Origin of the sequence: Streptomyces sp. NPDC001480, assembly GCF_042894725.1 — a bacterium.
Classification (GTDB): domain Bacteria; phylum Actinomycetota; class Actinomycetes; order Streptomycetales; family Streptomycetaceae; genus Streptomyces.
Map to the genome: position 1 here is coordinate 382657 of NZ_JBIAVX010000005.1, position 22821 is coordinate 405477.

Below are 22821 nucleotides of genomic sequence, written 5' to 3' on the forward strand. Positions count from 1 at the left end.
CAACCTGTAGTCACGGCACGCACGCGAATATGCCCGGGTTTCACCGAGTCTCAATGTCGCTCAGTGTCGCTCAGTGTCGCTCAGTCCAGGCACCTAGTTGCTGGAAGTGAGCGGACGGGAAAACGGCCGGATGAGCGCTGAAGCGCCCGCTGCTACCGTCTTGAAGCAGCCCGAAACCACACCGTCGCAAGTAGCAGCCCACGAGGGCGAGTTGTGGAGCCGCGCCTGTTAGAGTTAGCCAGCTACGCACAGCAATGACCCGTTCGGCGTCTGTCTCTCACCACGTCCGCCGACGGGTCACTCGACACTCGAAGGGAAGTCATGTCTGCGCACGACGACCATCCGGAACCATCGAAGATGGGAGACAACTGTCTCCCGTCCCGGAATAGTACACCCGGGTCAACGAGCAGTACAGTCGGGACCCCTAACACAGCCGCGCTGATCTCAGCCCTCGCCAGTCTGATCACGGCTCTGACAGGACTCGCGGCCCTCTTGCTGTACCGAAGCTAACCGACCAACCACCGTGCCCCCTGCGTGCCCGATGCTGAGGTGCGCAGGGGGGAACCACGGGGAGCCGCAGCGAGCACCCGAAGGACGTGCAGGTCAGCGTCTTACCAGGTCAAGCAGCATGCGCATACGCGATCTTCCAAACTAGCTACGCGGGTTCGATTCCCGTCGCCCGCTCTGTACGGCCCTGGGGCCCGGTTTCCGTTTCGGCGGGGGCCGGGCCCCTCGCGTTTGCTACAGGTCGCGGATGTCCGCGGAGTAGACGGCGCGTATGCCGTACGGGACGTAGACGGCGTCGCCGTGTACCAGGGGGGTCGAGCCCACGTACACGAAGACGGGGTCCGTGCGGGCGTCGCGGCCGGGGAGGCTGTGGAGTTCCCTGCCGGTGCGGCGGTCCAGGGCGGCCAGGCGGCCGCCGGGGGAGGCGACGAGGACGTAGGCGTCGCTGACGGCGGGCGGGCCGGGGCGTTCGACGGAGGAGCGGGTGTCCCACAGGGTGCGGCCGGTGGCCGGGGTGACGGCGCGGACCTCGCCGCTGTTGAGCGTGAAGTAGAGGGTGCCGCGGAGCACGGTGGGCGTGGAGCCGGACGGTACGGCGTGGGCCAGGGGGACGACGTGCGGTGAGCGGTCGGTGACGTCGAGCAGGGTGATGCGGTGGTAGGCGACGCCCGAGGCGTCGTCGGGGGCGTTCGGGGACGTGAGGAGGACCAGACGGCCCGCGGACCGGCCGGCCAGGGTGAGGGCGCCGTCCACCGTGGCGGTCCACCGGGCCCTGCCGTCGGCCGGGGCGACCTCGGAGATCCGGGTGTGCTTGCCCTTGGGGTCGACGCACAGCAGGTAGCCGTGGCCCGCCGCGGCGCGGACCTCGCAGGTGTCCCCGGCGGGCGTGGTGCGCTTCCAGCGGGGTGTGCCGGTGGCGGTGTCCAGCAGGGAGTACGTCCTGCCGTCCCTGCCGTAGGTGATGATCGGCCCGTCGGCCGTGACGGCCGTGCTGCCGTCCACCGCGGACAGCTCCCGGTCGCCGACGGGCATGTTCCAGCGCACCTTGCCGGTGCGGGCGTCGAGGGCCTGGAAGACGTAGTCGCCGGTGTCGGCCGACCGGGCCTTGGTGTCGGCGACCACGTACACGTCGTGTCCGTGGGTGCCGAACACCCCGCTGTCGGGGATGCTTCCGCCGCTGCTGTTCGGGTCGGGGTGGTCGGCCACCGGGTGGCTCCATTCGACCTTGCCGGTGGCGAGCGAGAAGCGGACGGCCTTGATGCTGTCACCGGCGCAGATCAGTCCGCCGTCGAGCGCGGTGCAGGACGGGAACGCCGCACTGGGGCTGGTCGCCTTGTCGAGGTCCTTCGCCTGCCAGGCCCGCCAGCCCGCCGGCAGGTCGCTGTGGGTACCGCTGCCGTCCCCGCCTCCCGTCAGCCACAGCGCGGTGGCGGAGGCGGCCGCCGCGAGCAGCAGGGCGCCCGCGATCGATGCGGCCCGCAGCCTTCGGCGCCGGCCGTGCGGGCTGCGCGGCGCGGTGTCCTCCCGCGTGTTTCCGCGCGTGTTCACCCGGGTGGGCTCCGGGCGCGGGTCCGGCAGGGTCCCGTCGCGCAGGAGGCGAAGGAGCTCGTCGGGGGTGGGACGGGACTTCGGGTGCTTTTCCAGGCAGAGGCTGACGAAGGGGAGCAGTTCGGCGGGGACGCCGTCGACGTCCGGCTCGCCCTCGACGACCCGGGTGGCCGTCTCGTAGGGGCTCGGGCTGTCGAACGGACCGCGCCGGGTGGCGGCGTACGCCACGACCGCGCCGAGGGAGAAGATGTCGGCGGCCGGGCCGACGTCGTGCGGGGAGGAGAACTGTTCGGGGGACATGAAGGGCGGGGTTCCCATGACGCGGCCGGTCTGGGTGAGGGCGTCGGCGGAGGCGGACTCGGCGGCGCGGGAGATGCCGAAGTCGATGACGCGGGGGCCGTCCTCGGCGAGCATCACGTTGGCCGGCTTGAGGTCGCGGTGGACCACGCCGGCGCGGTGGATGTCGCGCAGCGCCTCGGTGAGGCCGGCGGCGAGTTCGCGCAGCCGGGGCGGGGGCAGCGGGCCGTGCCGGCGGACGTGGGTGCCGAGGTCCTCGCCCGGTATGTAGAGCGTGGCCATCCAGGGGCGCGGGGCGTCGGCGTCGGCGTCGACCACAGGAGCCGTGAAGGCGCCGCTGACCCGGCGGGCGGCGGCAACCTCGCGGGCGAACCGGGTGCGGAACTCGTCGTCGTCGGCGTACTGGCCGTGGACGACCTTGACGGCGAGGCGGCGGCCGGAGGCGGACCGCGCGAGGTAGACCACGCCCATGCCGCCGCTGCCGAGGCGGTCCTCGATCCGGTAGCCGCCCACCTCGGCCGGGTCCGAGTCGCGCAGCGCCATCCCCGTACGTTCCCCCCCCCCCGTCGTCCGTCGTCCGTCGTCCGTCGTCCCGTCGTCCCGTCGTGCGTCGGGTGCCGCCGATCGCGGGTCAGAAGCTGATGGAGTTGATCGACTCCGCTATCGAGTTCAGGAACCGCTGGATGGACGGAGCCATCCCGGTCGAGGCCAGGAAGAAGCCGAAGAGCACCGCGACGATGGCGGGGCCGGCCTTGATGTTCCCCCCTCTGATCAGCACCACAAGGATGATCGCCAACAGCAGCACCACGGACAGTGAAATGGCCACAACTGATCACACCCTCGGTCGGTCCGCACTCCCGGAACCATCGTGCCACCAACCGGGCCGTCCTATGCGGCACGTGACACATCGTCGGCCCCGCCCGCGCCAAGTCCGGCGCCCGCACACTAATTCGAGGCCCCACTCGCGCCGCCGTCCACCGGGAACCCACAGGGAATTACACGACTTCGTTTCCCTGTCCACACATCCCGTGCGCGGGTAATTCGAATTGTTCACGCAGAGACGGCGTTATGCACCAATTAGTCGGGATGAATCTGGACATCAAGGCCATCCGGCGGTCCCCTACGACCCATTGATGTGCTCGCCATCACGTGGCCAGACATGTCAACTTCGGAAAATCCGGGGTACCCGCAGTCCGATAACCAGGAATGACGCACGGGGTTTTACGAAATCCCACAGCCGACGCTAGGGTGCCTGAGATGTTTGACGCCGCCTCGTCCCACGGCCAGCACCGAAGGCCACTCCCCCCGGCACAGTCGCCGACGGAAGGAGTGCCCAGTCCGCGTACCCCGACAGGTGCGCAGCAGTCACGGGAGCAGCCGACACAGGCGGACAGACCGGGCAAACAGCGCGACGCGTTCTTCGACAACGCCAAGTACCTCGCCATCGTGCTGGTCGCCATGGGGCACTCGTGGGAGCCCCTCAAGGGCGACAGCCGCATCCTCGAGGGCCTGTACTCGGTCGTGTACAGCTTCCACATGCCGGCGTTCATCATCATCTCCGGCTTCTTCTCGCGCAGTTTCGACATGCGCCCGGACCGGCTGAAGCGGCTGATCACCGGCGTCGCCGTGCCGTACATCGTGTTCGAGACCGCCTACCCGCTCTTCAAGCGGTTCGTCGACCACGACCCCAGCCAGGAGATCAGCCTCCTCGATCCCTGGTACCTGACCTGGTTCCTGTGCGCGCTGTTCGTCTGGCGGCTGACCACGCCCATCTGGAAGCTGGTCCGCCACCCGCTCCCGGTCGCGCTCGGCATCGCCATGCTGGCCTCCGTCACCCCGAGCATCGGCGACGACCTGGACCTCCAGCGCGTCCTGCAGTTCCTGCCGTACTTCGTGCTGGGCCTGTGCATGAAGCCCGAGCACTTCCATCTGGTGCGCCGCCCCTGGGCGCGGGCCGCCGCCGTACCGGTGTTCGCGGCCGCGCTGGCGTTCGGCTGGTGGGCGGTGCCCCGCATGAACACCGCCTGGTTCTACCACCGGGACTCGGCCCAGGAGCTGGGCGCGCCGTGGTGGGCGGGGCCGGTCATGGTGGTCGCGATGTTCGGCTGCTCGCTGCTGCTGACCGCCTGCTTCTTCGCCTGGGTGCCGGGCCGCACGACGTGGTTCACCGCGCTGGGCGCGGGCACGCTGTGCGGCTACCTGCTGCACGGCTTCCTGGTGAAGTTCGCCGACTACCAGGGCTGGTTCGACCACGCGGCGCTGCACCGGCCGCTCGGCGAGATCCTGGTGACCGTCACCGCGGCCGCCGTCGTCACGCTCCTGTGCACCGCCCCTGTACGGCGTGTGTTCCGCTTCGCCATGGAGCCGCAGATGAACTGGGCGTTCAAGCAGGACGCCGCCGAACTCGCCCGCGAACGCCGGCTGCGGGAACCCGAGCGCGAGAAGGTCGGCGTCTAGCCCCGTCATTCCCCGGGCCCGTCACTCCCCGGGCCCCGTCATTCCCCGGGCGTCCCCAGGCCGAGAAGTGCGCGCATCCGCGTGTACTTCTCGGTCAGTCGTGTCCGGGTCGCCCCGTCCAGCACGGCCAGCCGGTCCGGGTCAGCGTTGTGGGCGAGGTCGGCCTCCTTCACCAGCAGCGCGCCGGGCGTGTCGAGAACGCGCCGGGCGTACGCCTCCGGGCCCTCCCCCGCCCGCTTGGTGACCGCCAGCACGATGTCCTTCGTACGGCGGCTCAGCGCGGCCCCCGCCAGCCACTCCTCGGAGAGGGCGTCGTCCTCGACCGCGTCGTGCAGCCAGCCCGCCGCGATCTGCGCCTCGTCGCCGCCCCGGGCCCGCACGCCCTCCGCGACGGCCCGCAGATGCTCGGCGTACGGCCGCCCCGCCTTGTCGGTCTGCCCGGCGTGGGCGGCGCACGCCAGGGTCTCCACCTCGGCGAGGGTCATCGGGGGGCGCGTCTCGGTCATCGCCCCAGTGTCTCCCGGCGCAGCGCGGCCCGGGCCGGAAGGGTCGCGGCGGCCACCCCGAGCACCACGACACCGGCCGCGAACGCCCCGTACACCAGCGGCGGTACGTACGGTTCCTGTCCCGTCAGTCCCTTCATCATCGGCACCAGCGTGGCCAGTGCGATCGCCGTGCCCAGGCCGATGCCGCTGAGGGCGACCAGGAGGGCCTCCCAGCGGATCATGCGCAGGATCTGCCGGCGGGTGGAGCCGATGAGCCGGAGCGTGCCGAGCTCGCTGCGCCGGTCGAGGACCGTCATCACCAGCGTGTTCACGGCGGCCACGGCGGCGAACCCGCCGAGCACGCCGGCCATCACGGCGTTGGCCCAGGCGTTCAGCTCCCGGTCCAGTGACCGGGCGGTGGTGTACCCGCCCCGGTCCAGCACCTTCCCCAGGGGCGCCAGCGCCCGTGCCGTGCCGCCCTTGGTCCACAGCTCGGTGTCGAAGGCCGAACTGACGTGGCCGGCCAGCGCGGCGCGGCCGAGGGTGACCTGTGAGAGTCCCATGCCGCGCGCGTACGTCGCCACGACCAGCGGCGCGGTCCTGGTCCCGTCGGGCAGGTACAGGCGGAGCCGGTCGCCGACCCCGACGTGCGTGTTCCGGGCGAGGGAGGCGTCGACCGCCACCTCGCCGGGCCGCAGCGACAGCCGCCCCCGCCGCACCCCCAGGTCCTGTACGGCGGCCAGGTCCCGTACCGTCCCCGTGACCCCCTGCGCGCTCGCCGACTCCAGCGACCCGGAGACCGGCACGAGCACCGAGGTCCGCAACAGGCCCACGGCGGCGGTGACCGAGGGGGTGTCCTGGGCCCTGGTCACGGCGTCCGGGGCGAGCCCGGGATCGGCGGTGACGATGTGGTCGGCGGTGACGCCCGCGCGCTGCTGATCGCCGGTCACCTTCTCCTCGCTGGTCTGCATGAACACCAGCACCGAGGAGAACGCCATGGCGAGCACGATCGGCGTGATCGCCGAGGCCAGCCGGCGGGCGTTGGTACGGGAGTTGGCGGCGGCGAGTGCCCCGGGCGCCCCCGCGCCGCGCAGCACCGGCCCGAACAGGGCCGCGAACGCCCGGGCGAGCAGCGGTCCGAGCAGCGCCACGGCCAGCATGAACAGCAGGACCACACTGAGGGCGGCGTTGGCCGCGTCCTCCCCGTCGAGCGAGGAGGCCAGCCCCGCGCAGACGAACCCGCCGACGGTGGCGGCGATCCCGAGCGGCGTACGGATCCACCCGATCCGCAGCCGCTCCACGGACGCCTCGCCGAGCGCCTGCCCCGGCTTGATCCGGGAGCTGCGGCGGGCGGCGATGTACCCGGCCCCGAGAGCGGTGACCAGCACCGCGCCGACCGCGCAGACCAGCGGGATCCAGCCCACGGCCAGGTCGACGGCGCCCGGGATCGCCCCCTTGCCCTTCAGCTGCCCGAACCACCAGCGGGCCAGGGCGATCCCCGGCAGGCAGCCGGCCGCGCCCGCGAGCGGGGCGACGAGGAGGGCCTCGGTGGCGATCGTGCGGCGGATCTGCCGCGGGGTGGTGCCGATGGCCCGCAGCAGGGCGAACTCCCGGGCGCGTTGCCCGACGGCGAGCGCGACGGTCCCGGCCGCCGTGAACACCGCGACCATGGTGGCGACACCGCCGAAGGAGCCCCCGAGCCCGGTGAGGAGCTCACAGGCCTCGGCGAGCGAGGGGTCCTCGACGGCACCGCGGCCGGCACCGGTGTGCACCTGGGCCCGGTGCCCGAGGGCGTGGGCGACCTGGGCCCCGAGGGCGGCCGGGGTGACGCCGGGCTTCGGCAGCACGACGACGGCGTCGATACGGCCGGGGTGCCCGGAGATGCGGAGGGCGTCCGGATCGGCGAACCAGACGGTCGCCGCCGGGGCCCTGGTGAGGCCGGAGACACGGTAGGTGCGGGGGCCGTCGGGGGTGATGAGGGTGACGTGGTCGCCTACGGTGACGTGGGCGCTGACCGTGCCGTGGTCACCGACCGTGCCGTGGTCGCCGACGACCGCGCCATGGCTCAGGACGACCTCACCGGGGCCGGGCGCGCGACCGCCCGTGAGGTGCTCGCCGGTGAAGGCGGTGGAAGCCCAGTTGTGGGCGGTGAGCGGGTCGGCGTGCGGGCCGCCCACGGGGAAGGTGACGTCGGCGACGGCCGTGCGGGCGCCCGGCACGGAGGCGGCCCGCGCCACCAGGCCGGCGGCCAGGCGGGCGCGGTCCGGGACCGGCACGGCGTCGCTGTCGTCCCCGTGACCGGTATGGGCGCGCTGGTCCGCGGCGGCGACGACGGGGGCGTGGGCGTAGCGGACCGGCGGGACCGTGGCCCGTATGCCGGTCTCCAGCAGGATTCCGCAGGCCGCGACGATCATCGCGGCCAGCATGAGGGCGACGAAGGTGCCCGCGAACGCGGCGGGACGGAAGCGGACGGCGGCGCGGGCGAGGCCGTTGGGGCCGTACATCAGGCGGCCGCTTCCGCACGGGCGGGGCGGGCGGTGAGCTCGGCCATGCGGTCGGCGATACGGGCGGCCGGGGCGCGGTCGAGGTGGTCGACGATCTCGCCGTCCGCCAGGAACAGCACGCGGTCCGCCCAGGCGGCGGCCGACGGGTCGTGGGTGACCATCACGACCGTGGCGCCCTGTGCGTCGACGGCGTCCCGCAGGAGGGCGAGGATCTCGGCGGCGGTGGTGGTGTCCAGCGCGCCGGTCGGCTCGTCGGCGAAGACCACGTCCGGGCGGGTGACGAGTGCCCGGGCGACCGCCACCCGCTGCTGCTGGCCGCCGGAGAGCTGGCCCGGGCGGCGGCGGGCCTTGTCGGCGAGGCCGACCTGGGCGAGGACCTCGGCGGCGCGGCGGCGGTCGGGGCGGTGGCCGGCCAGGCGTGTCGGCAGGACGACGTTCTGCTCGACCGTGAGGGAGGGCAGCAGGTTGAAGGCCTGGAAGACGAAGCCGAGGCGGGTGCGGCGCAGCGCGGTGAGCTTGTTCTCGCTCATGCCGGTGATGTCCGTGCCGCCGAGCAGCACCTTCCCGCCGGTGGGGCGGTCCAGGCCGGCCGCGCACTGGAGGAACGTCGACTTGCCCGAGCCGGAGGGTCCCATCACGGCGGTGAAGGTGCCGGGCGGGAGGGTGAGGTCGATGCCGCGCAGGGCGTGGACGGCGGAGCCGCCCCGGCCGTAGCGCCGGGTCACTCCGTGCAGTTCTACGGCCCACTGGCTTGGCATGGGGGTCCTTCCCGTCCGTTCGTCGAGGGGGGCAGGGCGCGGTGGTGCCGCGCGGTGGTGCCCGCGCGGTGGCGTCTGCCGGTTTCTCGAACGTACGGATTCGGGGGGTGCCCGGGCCATGAGGGCGGCTGGCGGATGGGGCCGGGGGAAAACCCCACCGTCAGGACGGCACGTGTCAGCGGGCCTGCTGGGCGGACGGGCCTTCCCGGCAGATCAGCAGCAGCGCCCGGTCGTCGTTGACGTCCTTCGCCACGGCCTCGATGAGATGCCAGGCCGCTCCGTGGAAGCCGCCCGCGACATAGCGGTCGGCCTCGCCGGTGAGGCGGTCGATGCCCTCGACGATGTCCCGGTCGGACGTCTCCACCAGGCCGTCCGTGAACAGCATCAGCACGTCTCCCGGCCGCAGCGAGCCCTTCACGGGGTCGAACTGGGCACCGTCGTACACACCGAGGAGCGGGCCCTCCGCGGCCTTCTCCTCCCAGCGCCCGCTGCCCGCGCTGAGTTGCAGGCCCGGCGGATGCCCCGCCGAGTACAACTCGTAGTCCCCGGAGTCGAGATCCAGCACCAGGTGGATCGAGGTCGCGAAGCCCTCGTCCCAGTCCTGGCGCAGCAGATAGCCGTTGGCCGCCGGGAGGAAGGCGTGCGGTGGCAGCGAGCCGAGCAGTCCGCCGAACGCCCCGGACAGCAGCAGCGCGCGCGACCCGGCGTCCATGCCCTTTCCGGACACGTCCGTGAGCACGGCCTCCAGCGTGCGCCCGCCGTTGGTACGGGCCGCGACCACGAAGTCACCGGAGAAGGACTGCCCGCCCGCGGGCCGCAGCGCCATCTCCCGGTGCCAGCCCGGCGGCAGCTTCGGCAGCTTGCTCTGCACCCGGATCCGCTCGCGCAGGTCGAACAGCATGGTGCCGCCGCGCCGCCACGGCACGCCGACCCGGCTGCGGAACTGCGCGGTGAGCAGCCCGAAGAACCCGCAGGCGGCGACCACGAGCACCACACCCGGCGTGACCCTGGAGGGCCCCTCGGTGTACGGGCCCAGCCGCACCGACTCCACGATCAGCGCCGTGGCCGCCGCGGCGTACAGCCCGAGCAGGCTCGCGGGCCGCAGCAGCAGGCCGCCCGCGACGATCGGCAGGACCAGCGTGGCGGGTGAGCACCACACCGAGTTGGCCAGGGTCATCGACGCGAGCACCGGGATGGTGAGCAGCAGTCCGGCCAGCGCGATCCAGTCCGAGCCGTCGCCGCGGAAGTAGTCCACGGCGCTTCTGCGCAGGCCGACGCGGGCCCGGTGCCACTGCATCTTCCACCGGGCCGTGAACGTCTCGGCCTTCGAGCGCCGCTCTCGTCCTGCTGCCATTAGTTCGGGACCCTATCCATCGGACCAGGCGCTTGGCACGGGAGGTCCGACTTATCCCCCGTCCGAGGCCCAACATCACAGTGAACTTCACAGAGCGCCGTCCTGTCGCAACCCGGCGGAAATTGGTTCGCCCGCCCCACGACGGCGCTGGTACGCATGGTCCATGGGGACAGACCTTTCGAGTAGCCCTTCGGCCGATCTGCGGGTGCTGCGGCCGGACGAATGGGACCAGTGGTACGACAGCCTGCTCCGGGCCTTCGGCGGGGTTCCGGAGGCGGCGGAGGAGCGTGAGCTGTGGAACTCGCTGACCGAGACCGAGCGTTCGATCGGCGCCTGGGACGGTGACGCGGTCGTCGGTACGACGTCGGCCTTCGACTTCCGGCTGACGGTGCCCGGCGGGGCCTCGGTGCCGGCCGCGGGCGTCACCATGGTCAGTGTGGCCGCCACGCACCGGCGGCGCGGCGTGCTGACCTCGATGATGCGGCGGCAGTTGGACGACGTACGGTCCTGGGGCTGGCCGCTGGCGGTGCTGACGGCCTCCGAACCGGCCATCTACGGGCGGTTCGGGTACGCCGCGGCGACGTACAACGTCAACGCGCGGATCGACACCACCCGGGTACGGCTGACGGTGCCGCCCGGCACCGACGACGTACGGCTGCGGTACGTCGAACCGGCCGACGTCCTCGACGCCTGCGAGGCCCTGTACGCCCGGCAGGTGCCCCTGCGGCCGGGCATGTTGGCGCGGTCGCCGGGCTGGGAGCGGCTGATGCTGCTGGACCCGGCGGGCGAGCGGGACGGGGCGTCGCCGTTGCAGTGCGTGGTCGCCGAGCGGGGCGGGGAGCCGGTCGGGTACGCCCGCTTCCGGGTCAAGCCGGAGTGGGAGCCGGCCGGGCCCAAGGGGACGGTGGTACTGGAGGACATGGAGGCGCTCGACCCCGCGGCGCACGCCGCTGTGTGGCGGTTCCTGTTCGGCATCGACCTGACCACGGTGATCGACGCCCGGCGGCGGCCGGTGGACGAGCCGTGGCAGTACCTGGTGTCGGACGTCCGGCGGTGCGAGCTGCTGGTGCGGGACTCGCTGCACGTGCGGCTGGTGGACGTGGGCGCGGCGCTGGCGGCGCGCACCTATCAGGCCCCGGTGGACCTCGTGTTCGAGGTCGAGGACTCCTTCTGCCCGTGGAACGCGGGGCGTTGGCGGCTGACCGGCGACACGAAGGGCGCGGCCTGCGAACGGACCGAGGACGCGGCCGATCTCGCGCTTTCCGTACGGGAGTTGGGGGCGGCGTACCTGGGCGGCGTCTCACTCGCCGCACTGGCCGCGGCGGGGCTGGTGCGGGAGCTGCGGGAGGGGGCGCTCACGGAGGCGTCGGTGGGGTTCGGGTCGGCGGTGGCACCTTGGCTGCCGCACGGGTTCTAGCGGCGGTGGCTGCGGTCCGGTGCCCTCAGGGACGCTGGCAGGTGGGGCACCAGAAGAGGTTGCGGGCGGCGAGGTCGGCGGTGCGGATGCCGGTGGCGCAGATGTGGCAGGGCAGGGTGGCCCGCCGGTAGACGTACACCTCGCCGCCGTGGTCGTCGACGCGGGGCGGGCGGCCCATCGCCTCGGGGGTGTGCTCGGGGCGGACGGTGTCGATGCGGTTGTTGCGGACGCCCTCGCGCATGAGCTCGACGAGGTCGGCCCAGATCGCGTCCCACTCGGCGGGGGTGATGTCGCGGCCCGCGCGGTACGGGTCGATGCGGTGCCGGAAGAGGACCTCGGCGCGGTAGACGTTGCCGACGCCCGCGATGACCTTCTGGTCCATGAGGAGCGCGGCGATCGTCGTACGGCTGCGGGAGATTCTCTGGTACGCGCTTTTCGGGTCGGCGTCCGTACGGAGGGGGTCCGGGCCGAGGCGGTCGTGTATCGCCTGCTTCTCGGCGTCCGTGATCAGGGCGCAGGTGGTGGGGCCGCGGAGGTCGACGTACGAGGTGGCGTTCGCGAGGCGGAGGCGCACGGTGTCCGTGGGCGGGGGTGGGGCCGCGGGCGCGGGCGCGGCCGCGGGGACGTCGCCGAAGGTGACCTTGCCGAAGAGGCCGAGGTGGATGTGGATCCAGTCGGGGGCCTCGGGGTCGCGGAAGCCGAGGAAGAGGTGTTTGCCGTGGGCTTCGGTGTGGGTGAGTTCCGTGCCGGTGAGCAGTTCGGCGGCGTCGGAGAACTTGCCCTGGGGGCTGGTCACGCGGGGGGTGGTGCCGGCGAACCGGGCGGCGTAGTCGTGCGCCAGCCGGTGGATCGTGTGCCCCTCTGGCAACGTGACCGTACCTTTCCCCGGGGCTGTCGCCCCGGACCCCGTTTCCCACCCGCCCGCTCGTGACGGCCGACTGGGAGGTGGCCCCGCCCTGGGGCCCCGCCCTGGGGCTCCGCCCCAGCCCCCGGGGGTTTCCCACCCACCCATGACGCCCAACTGGAACGTTGCCCCACCCTGGGGCTCCGCCCCAGACCCCGGCGGGGACTGCGTCCCCTGCACCCCTCGCGGGGCTCCGCCCCTGCACCCCATGGACCTCTTCAGCCCCGGCCGGCATTACTCAGCCCGTCCGGCGTTTGAGGACGAGGCCCCTTCAGGGCCGAAGCGGGGGTCTGGGGGCGGCAGCCCCCAGCGCGACGGGTCAGTCCTGCTGCGGGTGGTGGGCCGGGATGGGGGGCAGGGCGCCCGTCGTCTCGTAGGCCGACAGCATGTCGATGCGGCGGATGTGACGCTCGTCGCCGGAGAACTCCGTGCCCAGGAACGTCTCGACGAACTTGGTCGCCTCCTCCTGGGTGTGCATGCGCGCGCCCACCGCCACGACGTTGGCGTTGTTGTGCTGGCGGCCGAGGGAGGCCGTCTCCTCGCTCCAGGCGAGGGCCGCGCGGACGCCCTTGACCTTGTTCGCGGCGATCTGCTCACCGTTGCCGGAGCCGCCGATCACGATGCCGAGGGAGTCGGGGTCCGCGGCCGTCCGCTCCGCGGCGCGCAGACAGAAGGGCGGGTAGTCGTCCTGGGCGTCGTAGATGTGCGGGCCGCAGTCGACGGGGTCGTGGCCCGCCGCCTTGAGCCATTCGACGAGGTGGTTCTTGAGTTCGAAGCCCGCATGGTCGGAGCCGAGATACACGCGCATGGGATGAGTGTGTCACGGGTGTTTCGGGGCAGCAGCCTCGGGATGCCGCGTCGGAAAAATGTGAGTCACACCATAGAAGCTCAAGGGAACCTCAAGTAACAATCCGGATTCAAAGGTTCCCGTATTCGTACACCTCGGATTCACTGGACCGACTCGTACAAGGCCGCACAACGGCATCCCCCCGCGTACGGGAATCCGCTCCACCGGCGCAAAGGAAATCCGTCCATGACCCCTGGTTCCGGACTTCAGGCAGGACTCAAGAACCGGCATCTGACCATGATCGCCATCGGCGGCGTGATCGGTGCCGGACTGTTCGTCGGCTCCAGCTCCGGTATCGCCACCGCAGGGCCCGGCATCCTTCTCTCCTACGCCCTCGTCGGCACGCTCGTCGTGCTGGTGATGCGCATGCTGGGTGAGATGTCCGCCGCGAATCCCACCTCCGGCTCCTTCTCCGCGCACGCCGACCGTGCGCTGGGCCGCTGGGCCGGGTTCTCCATCGGCTGGCTGTACTGGTTCTTCTGGGTGGTGGTGCTGGCCGTGGAGGCCACCGCCGGCGCCACGATCCTCGAGGGATGGGTCCCCGCCGTCCCGCAGTGGGGCTGGGCACTCATCGTGATGGCCGTGCTCACCGCCACCAACCTGGTCTCCGTCGGCTCCTACGGCGAGTTCGAGTTCTGGTTCGCCGGCATCAAGGTCGTGGCGATCGGCGCGTTCATCGTCGTCGGCCTGCTGGCCATCTTCGGCGTGCTGCCGGGCGTACACGCCGACAAGGCGAGCTTCGGCAACCTGAGCTCCCACGGCGGCTTCCTGCCGCACGGCCCCGGCTCGATCCTCACCGGTGTGCTCCTGGTCGTCTTCTCCTTCATGGGCAGCGAGATCGCGACCCTGGCGGCCGGCGAGTCCGAGGACCCGCAGCGCGCGGTGACCAAGTCGACGAACAGCATCATCTGGCGTATCGGCGTCTTCTACCTGGGCTCGATCCTCGTCGTCGTCTCCCTCCTCCCCTGGAACGACCCGTCGATCAAGGAGCAGGGCTCCTACGTCGCCGCCCTGGACTCCCTCGGCATCGCGCACGCCGGCGAGATCATGAACTTCATCGTGCTGACGTCGGTGCTGTCCTGTCTCAACTCCGGTCTGTACACGGCCTCCCGGATGGCGTTCTCGCTCGGCCAGCGCGGTGACGCGCCCAAGGCGTTCGCCCGTACGACCTCCCGCGGTGTGCCGATGGCCGCGATCGTCGCCTCCGTGATCTTCGGCTTCGTCGCCGTCTTCTTCAACTACAAGTTCCCGGACTCGGTCTTCCTCTTCCTGGTCAACTCCAGTGGCGCGGTGGCCCTGTTCGTCTGGCTGGTCATCTGCTTCTCGCAGCTGCGCATGCGGCGGATCATCCAGCGGGAGGCCCCGGAGAAGCTCGTCGTGAAGATGTGGCTGTACCCGTACCTGACCTGGGCCACGGCCGCGCTGATCGTGTTCGTCCTCGGCTACATGCTGACCGACACCGAGCACGACGGCCGCGAGACCGTACTGCTGTCGCTGCTGGTCGCGGCGCTGGTGATCGTGATCGCCGTGGTGAAGGAGAAGGTCCTCGGCGGCCGTACCGCTGCGGCCGCGGAGCCGGCGCCGGCCGACGAGGTGTCCGTCGGCTGATCCGGCGAACCACCGCCGCGTTCCGGGGAGGAGTCCGTCAGGGCTCCTCCCCTTCGCCGTTCACAGCACCGTGAAGCTCTGCTCGACCTCGTCGTACGTCTTCAGCGCCTGAGCCTCGATCTCCGGCTGGTACCAGGTGTTGACCTGGTACGACTTGCCGTTCGCGTCGAAGCCGAGCAGTCGGGCGTGCCAGGCGACGCCCTTGAGCGTGAAGGTGTACTCCCAGACCACCGCCGGGTGGCCGTGGAAGGTCGTCCGCGCCAGGCGGATCTTGGCGTACCCCTGGCCCTGCCGGGCGTCGCGCTCCGAGGCGCGCCAGGTGTCCATGAGGTCGCCCTGGGCCAGGGAGGACTTGGCGACCAGCTCCTGACGGCCATCGGGCGAGGTGTAGTGCACCTCGGCGCCGGTCTTCACGTCCCGCCGCCAGCCGTCCGGTGTCCGCCAGGCGTATCCGCCCGCCTCCCGGTGCGCGCCCGGCGGCAGGCTCTGCGGCCTGGAGGTGCCCTCCACCGTGGGCGACGGGCTGCTCGGGGCGCTGGTGGTAGCGGCTGAGGCTGAGGTGACGGGCGAGGGGTTCGCCCGCGCACCGCCGCCGTCCGATCCGCCGGGTGATACGGCGAGCAGGATTCCCGCCACCGCGGCGGCGGCCACCGCGCCGAGGGCGGCGAGCAACGCGGTGCGGTGGTGGCCCGGGGTGGTCACGGGTCGTTCACCGGGAGGCCGGCCCGCGGTACGGGTGCCGTGCGGGCCTTCTGGGCCCCGTGGACCGACGAGCGGACGGCACTGGGTCTCCGCCTCGGACGGTACTGCGCCGAGGGCGGACTCGGTCGCGGGAGCGGGCTCGGCCGCGGGAGCGGGCTCGGCCGCGGGACCTGGCTCGGCCGCGGGACCTGGCTCGGCCGCGGGACCTGGCTCGGCCGCGGGAGCGGGCTCGGCCTGCGGCAGGGTCTCTTCGCTCGACGGCACCGCATCCCGCACCGGTTCGGGTTCGGGTTCGGGTTCGGGGTCGGGCTCGGGCTCGGGCTCGGGCTCGGGGACCGTCTCCGGTTCCGGCACCCGGGGGTCCCGGGCCGGGGGCGACCCCGCCACCGCCAGGAACGCCAGTGTGGGCCGCTCTCTGTGGACCTCGCCCCCGGATGCCCCGAGCCCCTCCCTCACCTGGAACGTCGGTGTCGGTGCCGGGTCCGAGGAGGCCACCGGGCGCAGGGCCGCCTCGATCTCGGCCAGTTCCGGCCTGGTCGAGGGCTCCTTTTCCAGGAGGGCGGCCAGGATGTCGCGCAACGGGCCGGCTTCGGGCGGCAGTTCGGGTTCCTCGTAGAGGACGGCGTGCAGTGTGGCGAGGGTCGTGTCGCGGGAGAAGGGGGAGCGGCCGGCCAGGGCCGCGCAGAGGGTGGCGCCCAGGGACCACACGTCGGAGGGCGGTCCCTGACGGCGGCCGGAGATACGCTCGGGCGCCATGTAGTCGGGCGAGCCGACCAGCATGCCGACCATGGTGAGCGCCTTGGCGTCCTGGATGGCCGCGATGCCGAAGTCGGTCAGGACGACCCGGTTTCCGGCGGCCTCGACCAGGACGTTCCCCGGTTTGATGTCCCGGTGCAGCACGCCCCCGGCGTGCACCTGGCGCAGCGCCGCCACCAGCCCGAGCCCGATCCGCGCCGCCTCGGGCGGGCCGAGCGGCCCCTCGGCCACCATGATCTGTTCCAGCGAGCGTCCGGCGATCAACTCCATGACGATCCAGAGGCGTTCACCCTCGTCGACGACGTCGTAGACGCGTACGACGTTGGGGTGGTCGATCCGGGCCGTGGCCCGCGCCTCGCGCAGCGTGCGTTCGCGGCGGGTGCGGGCGTCCTCCGCGTCGAGTCCGTCGATCCGCATTTCCTTGACCGCGACCTGCCGGTCGAGTATTTCGTCGGCGGCCCGCCACACCCGCCCCATTCCCCCCTGGCCGATGCTCTCGACCAGCCGATAACGCCCCGTCACCAATAACCCGGGGGCACCACCGCTCCCCGCATTCCCCGTGTCACCCGCGTTCCCCGTATTTCCCGTATTTCCCGGCAATCCGCTGCACCCCCCTCAACGACCGCCCCAGCTGAAACACAATGGTCACACTTCGTGCCGTACCAGCATAGTGCGGAGAAATCTTGTGGTACCTCTTCAAGTACTGCGAATTCAGGCGCAGTCCAGGGGGTTGCAAGGGGGACGAACATGAGTTCTCGTCGGATGGCGGCCATCACGGGATCGCTGCTCACGGCATCTTTTTCGGCCGTGCTGCTCCTTCCCTGCTCGGCCGTCGCGGACGATCAGGGACCGCCGAGCGGTAAGGGGGGAAAGGCCGTTGACGAGGCGCCGGCGGGTGTGAAGCTCAGCACCACGCTGCCGTCGCGGATCTCCGTCGACAACAGCTCGCGAAAGACGGCGATCACCGCCACGGTGAAGAACGACGGAAGCAAGGACAGCGCAGACATCAGGCTTTTGGTGGTCGGTTTCGACGGCCTGAAGGTCAACGGCGTCGAGGGCTGCTCCGCGCTCGCGAAAAAGGACCTGCCGAAAGGTTCGAACAGCGCTTTCAGCTGCCCGGTCGGCTCGCTCGCCGCCGGGAAGTCGAAGTCGTACGCGGTCGACGCCACGTACGACCTTGGCAAGGCGGGGAAGATCTGTCTGCCGGTGCAGACCGCCGACGGGAAGAAGACCTTCTGGCAGCAGGGACCGGTGCCGTTCGGGACGACCAACCCGTCGCCGAACGCACCGGCGACCCCGCTGCTGCTCGGCACCGACAACAAGCCGGTGGGCCCAGCCGGCGACCAGCTGCCCAAGACCGGGGCGGGCCGTGACGTCCTGCCGCTCGGCGCGGCCGGCGGCGCTCTGATCGCGGCCGGCGCGGCGGGGATGTGGTGGGCGCGGCGCCGACCGCAGGGCTGAGCCGGAAGCAGCACGCGAACGGCCGCATCACCTGACGGAATCCGTCGGGTGGTGCGGCCGCCCCGTGCCGTACGGTCTCCGCGGTCTCAGCGCTTGACGAGCTTCCAGGCGGTGGGCAGCAGGCCCATCGCCAGGGCGGCCTTCAGGGCGTCGCCGAGCAGGAAGGGGGTGAGGCCGGCGGCGATCGCGGCGGACGCCGAGATGCCGGCGGCGTAGGCGAGGTAGGGCACGCCGACGGCGTAGATCACGGCCTCGCCGAGGATCATCGTGCCGGCCATGCGCCAGACGTTGCGGTCGGCGCCGCGGCGGGCCAGCGCGCCGACGAGCGCGGAGGCGAGCAGCATGCCGATGACGTAGCCGAAGGACACCGCGCCGGAGCCGGAGGTGCCGTCGGCGAACCAGGGCACGCCGGCCACGCCCGCGAGCGCGTAGAGCGCGAGGGAGAGGAAGCCGCGGCGCGCGCCGAGGGTGGTGCCGACCAGCAGGGCGGCGAAGGTCTGGCCGGTCACCGGCACCGGGGAACCGGGCACCGGGACGGACAACTGGGCCGCGAGGCCGGTGAGCGCGGCACCGCCCAGCACGAGCGCGGCGTCGCGGACGCGCGACGCGGGCAGGAGGTCGGCGAGGACTGCGCCGGGGCGAGCGGTGGCGGTGGCGGTGCTCATGGGGACTCCGCGAGAGGTGTGGGCAGGTGGGAACACCGTGACGCTATACCGGTGTCCTCGAGCCGATCACCGTCAGCGCTCGACAAAGGGTGGAACGCGGGCTTGGTGGGGTCCTGACAAAGAGTGCCGGTTACACCGGGTACGGCGTGACACCGGTCACTGAGGCAGGGGTGTTTCGCTCACTTCCGGGCCGCCGCGCGGACTGTGGGGATTCACCAAACGAATCCTAGTGGGCTGGTCGGATTCACCGTTCCTGCCCTACCCTTCCAGGCATGGTTGCCCAGGCCCGGTACTTCACGTCGCGTCGCTATGTCGACCTGCGACGCCAGGGCACGGCCACCTGTCGCCGTCCGATGTGAGGCGGGCGGAGCGGACTCGGCGCGCCTCGATCCCGAGACGTGTCAGCCCCGTTCCTTAAGGACGGTTTCCCATGCCCCGCACCGCGGCATCAACCCTTGCCTCCCCCGTTCCACGCGCCGCCGACAGCGACCGCCGGCGCACCAGTGCCAGCGTCGTGCTGCGGTCCGTGCTGGAGCACGGACCGGTGGCCCGCAGCACCATCGCCCGGCTGACCGGGTTGTCCCCGGCCTCCGTGACCGACTACTGCGCCCGCTTCACCGAACTCGGGCTGATCCGCGAGGCCGCCGCGCCCCGCCGGTCGAACGGGGTCGGCCGGCCCCATGTGCCCGTCGACCTGGACGACTCGCGGTTCGTGGTCGGCGGCGTGCACATCGCCGTGCCGTACACCACGGTCGCCCTGCTGGACCTGCGCGGGCGGGTGCTGGCCCGCCGGGAGTCGAAACACGAACACTCCGAACCCGGCCGGGTGCTGGCGCGGGCAGCCGACGGGCTGGCGGCACTGCTCGCCGGGACGCCGGGTGCCAGACCCCTGGGGGTCGGGGTGGCCACCGGGGGCTGGGTGGACCGGGACTCCGGGACCATCGTGGAGCACCCGCTGCTGGGCTGGCGGGACGTGCCCGTGCGGGAGGTGCTCGGCGCGCGCACCGGGCTGCCCGTCCATGTCGACGGGCACGCGCGGGCGTTGGTCAACGGGGAGCGGCTGTTCGGGCGGGCGCGGGGCAGCGCGAGCGTGCTCCACTTGTTCGTCGGCAATGTGGTCGACGCGGCTTTCGCCACCCATGACGCGGTGCACTACGGGCCGCGATCGCAGGCGGGCGCGATCACCCATCTGCCGGTGCCGGGCGGCACCGAGCCCTGCGCGTGCGGGCGCACCGGCTGCCTCCAGGTCGAGTTGAGCGAGCGGACGTTGTGCCGGCGGGCCCGGGAGGCCGGGGTCGTCGACGGGACGAACCCGATGCACGTGGTCGCCGCGGCGGCCGCCGGGGACGCGGTGGCCGTGCGGCTGCTCGTGGAGCGGGCCACGATGATCGGGCGGGCGGCGCGGCTGCTGCTGGACGTGCTCAACCCGGAGACGGTGGTGGTGACCGAGGTGGGTGTCATGCGCCGTGATGACTGCCTGAACGCGTTGCGCGGGGCGGTCGGGCCGGATCGTGCCGGGGATGTTTTCGCGACGAGTTTTTCCGACAGCGTGCTGGCCGTGGCAGGCGGATCCGTGGTTCTCGATGTGCTCTATCGGGATCCGCTGGGCGCGTCACCTGACGGTAGTTAATTCAGAAACTCCGAATGTTGACAGGGGGCGCTCATGACCGGGAACATCCTGGTCATGACCTGTCGCACCCTTTGTTGCTGACGTGTTGACGCGCCGTGAAGCGCGTATCTCCCCTGCGTGAATTCCCCTTCCCCGGCCTTCTGCTGCCTGGAATTCCGCATGTTTTCCCATCTGCCTGCGCATAACAACTCAGGGAGCACTCCCATGTCTTCTCCGCCCGTTTCCGGCTTTGACCGCCGGCTGTTTCTCACCTCTCTGCTGGGCGCCACGGCGGCGGCCGCCGGTCTGAGCGGCTGCGCGGGCAACAGCGCCGCGGCCGACACCGAGGGTGCCTCCACCAAGCCGCTCGCCGACAAGGTCCCGGTGGGCACCAGCCTGAAGATCGCCTCGTACCAGAACGTCCAGCAGCTGCAGTTCAAGCTGGCGAAGCTGCCCAAGCTGCCGTTCACGGTGTCGAGCTGGGTGAACCTGGGCGCCGGTCCGGACATCATCAACGCCTTCCGCGCCAAGTCGCTGGACCTCGCCAACAACGCGGGCATCCCGCCGATCCAGGCGCACTACCAGGGTTTCGACGCGAAGATCGTGGCGATCAACATCACCCGCAAGCCCAACTACGTCTTCGCCACCAAGCCCGGCAGCGACATCCGCACGGTCGAGGACTTCAAGGGCAAGCAGCTCGCCTTCTCGCAGGGCCAGGCCCAGGGCGTGGTGCTGCTGCGGGCGCTGAAGAAGGCGGGCCTGAAGTACGACGACGTGAAGCTGGTCCCGCTGACCAGCAACCAGTTCCTCACCGCACTCCAGTCCGGCCAGGTGGACATCGCCCCGCTCGCCAACAGCCAGGCACCGGCCTACCTCAAGCAGTACGGGGGGAAGGGGGCCCACGTCGTCAAGACCGACGTCGTCGACCTGCTCAACCTGCTGTGGGCACCGCAGTCCGTGCTGAACGACCCCGCGAAGGCGGCCGCGATCGCCGCGTACATCCCGCAGTGGGCCAAGGGCCAGGTGTGGCAGTACGAGCACCCGGACGTCTGGGACGAGGAGTTCTACGTCAAGACACAGAACCTGACCCTCGCCCAGGCCAAGTCGATCACCGACCTCGCCAACAAGCCGCTGTTCCCGCCCAGCTGGGACGAGGCGATCAAGTGGGAGCAGCAGACCGCCGACCTGCTCGCCGAGGGCGGCTTCGTGAAGAAGTTCGACGTCTCCACGCTGTTCGACCATCGCTTCGAGTCCATCGCCGCCAAGGCCGTACCGGCGGAGTACCGGAGGTGAGCGCCGTGACCACCGCAGTGAACGAGACCACCGTCCCCTCCGCCGGGGACGAGGTCCACCGGGTACGCAGGCGCCGCCGGCTCGCCCCCGGCAAACCCCTCCCCGCCGTCCGGCTGATCGGCCCCGCCGTCCTCGTCGCCCTCTGGGCGGCCGCCTCCGCCGCCGGAGCCCTCGACCCCGGCGCGATCCCGGCCCCCTGGACGGTCGTGAAGACCGCCGGTCACCTGTGGACGGACGGCACTCTCCCCACCGACGTGCTGACCTCCCTGCGCCGGGCCGGGTACGGCTTCGCGATCGGCCTGACCGCTGGTGTCGTCCTCGCGCTCGCGTCGGGACTCAGCCGGGTCGGGGAAGCCCTGATCGACGGGACCGTGCAGCTCAACCGGGCGATCCCGACCCTCGGTCTGATCCCGCTGTTCATCCTCTGGCTGGGCATCGGCGAAACCTTCAAGATCGCCATCATCGCGATCGTCGTCTACATACCGATCTACCTCAACACGCATTCCGCGCTCTCCGGCATCGACAGCCGGTTCGTCGAACTCGCCGAGGTGCAGGGCCTGTCGAGGCTCGCGTTCATCCGGCAGGTCGTCATCCCCGGGGCGCTGCCCGGATTCTTCGTGGGACTCCGGCTCGGCGTCACCGGCTCCTGGCTCGGCCTGGTGGTACTGGAGCAGATCAACGCCACCAGCGGTCTCGGCTACATGATGTTCCAGGCCCAGAACTACGGTCAGAGCGACGTCATCCTCGTCGGCCTGCTGATCTACGGCGCCTTCGGCCTGGTCTCCGACAGCGTAGTCCGTATCGTCGAACGGAGGGTGCTGTCATGGCGACGCACACTGAGCAGCTGACCCGACCCGCCGTCCAACTGCGCGGCCTGACCCGGTCCTTCGCCGGCCGCACGGTCCTCGACGGCATCGACCTCGACCTGCCCGCCGGGCAGTTCACCGCCCTGCTCGGGCACAGCGGCTCGGGCAAGTCGACGCTGCTGCGGGCGGTCGCGGGCCTGGACCACGGCGTCGAGGGCAGCGGACAGCTCACCGCGCCCGAGCGGGTGTCCGTGGTCTTCCAGGACTCACGGCTGCTGCCGTGGCGCCGGGTCCTGGACAACGTACTCCTGGGCACCGACGGCAAGGACGCCGAGGAACGCGGCCGGGCCGCCCTCGAAGAGGTGGGGCTGGGGGGCCGCGAACGGGCCTGGCCCGGCGAGCTGTCCGGCGGCGAGGCCCAGCGCGCGGCCCTCGCCCGCTCCCTGGTCCGCGAGCCCGAACTCCTGTTGGCCGACGAGCCGTTCGGCGCCCTTGACGCACTCACCCGGATCAAGATGCACAACCTGCTGCGCGAGCTGTGGAAGCGCCACCAGCCCTCCGTGCTGCTGGTCACCCACGACGTGGACGAGGCGATCGTGCTCGCCGACCGGGTCCTCGTCCTGGAGCGGGGCCGCATCGGCCTGGACCTGACCATCGAGCACCCGCACCCGCGCTCCTACCGGCAACCGGTGCTCGGCGAATACCGCGAGCGGTTGCTGGCCGCGCTGGGCGTGACCGAAGACGCCGGCTGACCGTCCCTGGGGGCTGCCGCCCCCAGACCCCCGCTTCGGCCCTGAACGGGCCTCGTCCTCAAGCGCCGGACGGGCTGAACGATGCCGACCG

18 protein-coding genes are annotated in these 22821 nt (G+C 71.6%); 8 read left to right on the forward strand and 10 right to left on the reverse strand.

What is annotated here, in order from left to right:
- Positions 1–741: 741 nt before the first annotated feature.
- Together ACFY01_RS14650 and ACFY01_RS14655 are read right to left on the reverse strand one after the other, a co-directional pair.
- Positions 742–2895, reverse strand: a complete 2154-nt coding sequence (locus ACFY01_RS14650) for a PQQ-binding-like beta-propeller repeat protein (protein WP_390736067.1) — start codon at positions 2893–2895, stop codon at positions 742–744.
- 88 nt (positions 2896–2983) lie between these two features.
- A complete protein-coding gene (locus ACFY01_RS14655) occupies positions 2984–3178 on the reverse strand; it encodes a hypothetical protein (RefSeq protein WP_390736068.1) in 195 nt (64 codons plus the stop codon).
- Positions 3179–3609: 431 nt separating this feature from the next.
- Between ACFY01_RS14655 and ACFY01_RS14660 the strand changes: the two genes are divergently transcribed.
- Positions 3610–4809, forward strand: coding sequence for an acyltransferase family protein (locus ACFY01_RS14660; protein ID WP_390736069.1), 1200 nt, complete (start codon positions 3610–3612; stop codon positions 4807–4809).
- Between the two features lie 38 nt (positions 4810–4847).
- Here ACFY01_RS14660 and ACFY01_RS14665 read toward each other — a convergent pair whose 3' ends face one another.
- The 4 genes from ACFY01_RS14665 to ACFY01_RS14680 all read right to left on the reverse strand — a co-directional run bounded on the left by ACFY01_RS14665 (position 4848) and on the right by ACFY01_RS14680 (position 9910).
- A complete protein-coding gene (locus ACFY01_RS14665) occupies positions 4848–5315 on the reverse strand; it encodes an HD domain-containing protein (protein WP_390736070.1) in 468 nt (155 codons plus the stop codon).
- On the reverse strand, positions 5312–7798 hold the full coding sequence (locus ACFY01_RS14670) for an ABC transporter permease (protein WP_390736071.1): 2487 nt from the start codon (positions 7796–7798) through the stop codon (positions 5312–5314). Before ACFY01_RS14670 ends, ACFY01_RS14665 begins: the two co-directional genes overlap by 4 nt.
- Positions 7798–8556: an ABC transporter ATP-binding protein gene (locus ACFY01_RS14675; protein WP_390736072.1), complete on the reverse strand. Its 759-nt coding sequence runs from the start codon at positions 8554–8556 to the stop codon at positions 7798–7800. The genes ACFY01_RS14670 and ACFY01_RS14675 overlap by 1 nt, the downstream gene beginning before the upstream one ends.
- A gap of 175 nt (positions 8557–8731) precedes the next feature.
- Positions 8732–9910 carry a PP2C family protein-serine/threonine phosphatase gene (locus ACFY01_RS14680; RefSeq protein WP_390736073.1) on the reverse strand — a complete coding sequence of 393 codons (1179 nt, stop codon included), beginning with the start codon at positions 9908–9910 and terminating at the stop codon, positions 8732–8734.
- A 163-nt stretch (positions 9911–10073) separates the two neighbouring features.
- Between ACFY01_RS14680 and ACFY01_RS14685 the strand changes: the two genes are divergently transcribed.
- Positions 10074–11327: a GNAT family N-acetyltransferase gene (locus ACFY01_RS14685; protein WP_390736074.1), complete on the forward strand. Its 1254-nt coding sequence runs from the start codon at positions 10074–10076 to the stop codon at positions 11325–11327.
- Positions 11328–11352: 25 nt separating this feature from the next.
- On the opposite strand, the gene ACFY01_RS14690 is transcribed toward ACFY01_RS14685, so the two are convergent.
- Together ACFY01_RS14690 and ACFY01_RS14695 are read right to left on the reverse strand one after the other, a co-directional pair.
- Positions 11353–12195 (reverse strand): Fpg/Nei family DNA glycosylase, encoded by an 843-nt coding sequence (locus tag ACFY01_RS14690; RefSeq protein ID WP_390736075.1) that lies wholly within the window; start codon positions 12193–12195, stop codon positions 11353–11355.
- A 355-nt stretch (positions 12196–12550) separates the two neighbouring features.
- Positions 12551–13039 carry a ribose-5-phosphate isomerase gene (locus ACFY01_RS14695; RefSeq protein ID WP_390736076.1) on the reverse strand — a complete coding sequence of 163 codons (489 nt, stop codon included), beginning with the start codon at positions 13037–13039 and terminating at the stop codon, positions 12551–12553.
- Positions 13040–13264: 225 nt separating this feature from the next.
- On the opposite strand from ACFY01_RS14695, the gene ACFY01_RS14700 reads away from it, so the two are divergent.
- Positions 13265–14686 carry an amino acid permease gene (locus ACFY01_RS14700; protein ID WP_390736077.1) on the forward strand — a complete coding sequence of 474 codons (1422 nt, stop codon included), beginning with the start codon at positions 13265–13267 and terminating at the stop codon, positions 14684–14686.
- 60 nt (positions 14687–14746) lie between these two features.
- On the opposite strand, the gene ACFY01_RS14705 is transcribed toward ACFY01_RS14700, so the two are convergent.
- Positions 14747–16621, reverse strand: a complete 1875-nt coding sequence (locus ACFY01_RS14705) for a serine/threonine-protein kinase (RefSeq protein ID WP_390736225.1) — start codon at positions 16619–16621, stop codon at positions 14747–14749.
- A gap of 270 nt (positions 16622–16891) precedes the next feature.
- On the opposite strand from ACFY01_RS14705, the gene ACFY01_RS14710 reads away from it, so the two are divergent.
- Positions 16892–17605 (forward strand): LPXTG cell wall anchor domain-containing protein, encoded by a 714-nt coding sequence (locus ACFY01_RS14710; RefSeq protein WP_390736078.1) that lies wholly within the window; start codon positions 16892–16894, stop codon positions 17603–17605.
- Between the two features lie 86 nt (positions 17606–17691).
- On the opposite strand, the gene ACFY01_RS14715 is transcribed toward ACFY01_RS14710, so the two are convergent.
- Entirely contained in the window at positions 17692–18270 is a 579-nt protein-coding gene (locus ACFY01_RS14715; RefSeq protein WP_390736079.1) for a biotin transporter BioY, read from the reverse strand.
- A 430-nt stretch (positions 18271–18700) separates the two neighbouring features.
- Between ACFY01_RS14715 and ACFY01_RS14720 the strand changes: the two genes are divergently transcribed.
- The 4 genes from ACFY01_RS14720 (at position 18701) to ACFY01_RS14735 (ending at position 22730) form a co-directional block, all read left to right on the forward strand.
- A complete protein-coding gene (locus ACFY01_RS14720; RefSeq protein ID WP_390736080.1) occupies positions 18701–19900 on the forward strand; it encodes an ROK family protein in 1200 nt (399 codons plus the stop codon).
- 204 nt (positions 19901–20104) lie between these two features.
- Entirely contained in the window at positions 20105–21172 is a 1068-nt protein-coding gene (locus ACFY01_RS14725; protein WP_390736081.1) for an ABC transporter substrate-binding protein, read from the forward strand.
- Positions 21173–21177: 5 nt separating this feature from the next.
- Complete coding sequence (locus tag ACFY01_RS14730) at positions 21178–22020, forward strand: ABC transporter permease (RefSeq protein ID WP_390736082.1); 843 nt, start codon at positions 21178–21180, stop codon at positions 22018–22020.
- Positions 21996–22730 carry an ABC transporter ATP-binding protein gene (locus ACFY01_RS14735; protein WP_390736083.1) on the forward strand — a complete coding sequence of 245 codons (735 nt, stop codon included), beginning with the start codon at positions 21996–21998 and terminating at the stop codon, positions 22728–22730. Before ACFY01_RS14730 ends, ACFY01_RS14735 begins: the two co-directional genes overlap by 25 nt.
- The last annotated feature ends 91 nt before the right edge of the window (positions 22731–22821 follow it).